This window comes from Streptobacillus felis (genome assembly GCF_001559775.1).
Taxonomy (GTDB): Bacteria; Fusobacteriota; Fusobacteriia; order Fusobacteriales; family Leptotrichiaceae; genus Streptobacillus; species Streptobacillus felis.
Genome location: NZ_LOHX01000021.1, coordinates 1 through 1,568, shown reverse-complemented (window position 1 = coordinate 1,568; position 1,568 = coordinate 1). Strand labels below are relative to the sequence as shown.

Genomic DNA, 1,568 nt, shown 5'->3' with positions numbered 1-1,568 from the left:
ACAGAGGGAAGAATAAAAAAAGATGGCAAGTTACTTGGAGCAACAGCAGGTAATATATATTCAGAATATGTATTAAATGGTAGTGAAGAGATAACTAACTTAGAAAAAGATAATCTTTTAGATATTCCTAGAGATGCTAAAGTTGTTAGTGATAAGCTAATCAATTCATCTATGCTATCCAATCATTATTTAGAGATAATAAATGAAAGAAATAGTAAAAAACTAGAAGTCTATACAAAAACAGAAGAATTTCAATTATTAAAAAAAGTGGGTCTAGTAACATTACATACAGTTTCAATTGTAGGAGACGTAGCTGTAATGGTAGGTACTGGTGGAATAAGCATACCTGTTGGAGCTATTACTATATTAGATAGTGTAGATGAGATAGATAGGATAATAAGAGGCTGTGAAGGTGATGACTGTAAGACAACATTAAATAAAATAGTTGGAGATAAATCTTACTATTTTGTCAAAGGAACGTCAACTGTTATAGGAGTAGTTCAAACAGCAAAACTTACAAAAAATGTTGTAAAGAGTTTATCAAAAACTGATGATGCGATAAAAACATTAGATAAGTTAGATGATGGTTTAAAGATAGTGTCAAAAAGTGATGATACTTTAAACTCGATATCAAAAACTGAAAAATCAATAAAAGTTATAGATAGAACCAAACCATCAAACATAGGAGATATATTATCTGTTACAAAATCGGATGATGTTATTATACCTAAAAATAGAATTAAAGGTTCAGTTGTGACAGAAAAAGGATATAAGGTATCTTATGATACAAAAAAAATTGGTACACAAATAGATGATATAATAAGAAATGGAGATTCAACTGGTAAGAAAACAGAAAAAATAATAAATGATATATTCAAGAGTACTCCAGATTTAGAAGTGCTTGATGGTAAATATGGAAGTAATAATGGAATAGATCATTTAGTATATAATAAAAAGACTAAGGAACTTTGGGTAATAGATAGTAAGCAAATATCAAATTTAAAGAATTATGAATCAGGGTCTATGACACTTCTAGAAAAAGGTATAGATAAAACTAGACAATTATCTGAAAATTGGATAAAATCTGTTGCTAATAAATTGCCTAAAAAAGAAAAAGAACTTTTGGAGAATAATATCGATAATATTAGAACAGCTGTAATTGGAATAAATAAAAAGAATGGTGAAATAATATTTGTTCCTTTAAAGGTAGAGAATAAAATTAAATAGAGGTGTAAAATGTTAGTAACTAAAAAAATTAAAGAAGAAAGAACTAATTTAGTAATAGATAACTTGAGTTCAGCTATAGAAAACGAAAAAGAAAGATTAGAACGTATAATAAAAAAAAGAAGGTCCTTATCAATTATGGATTTTATTGGGAATATATATATCTTTAGAGCTTCAAAAAATTTACTTTTTGAAAAAGAACTTGAAAAATTTAAACAAGACATGTATATATATGGGAAATTATGTATAATGGGTAGTGGTTCAAGATGTATAATTGGTAGTAGTGGATTTATAGAATTTTGTGAAAGTATTATGTCTAATAATAGAGAACTATTAAATTTTTA

Annotated in this window: 1 protein-coding gene and 1 pseudogene; both read left to right on the top strand. The window is 26.6% G+C overall.

From position 1 onward, the window contains the following. On the top strand, positions 1-1,227 hold a 1,227-nt coding region (locus AYC60_RS08780), incomplete at its 5' end, for a hypothetical protein (protein WP_197416907.1). A gap of 9 nt (positions 1,228-1,236) precedes the next feature. Beyond that, positions 1,237-1,568: pseudogene (locus AYC60_RS00330) on the top strand (hypothetical protein); the annotation flags it as partial.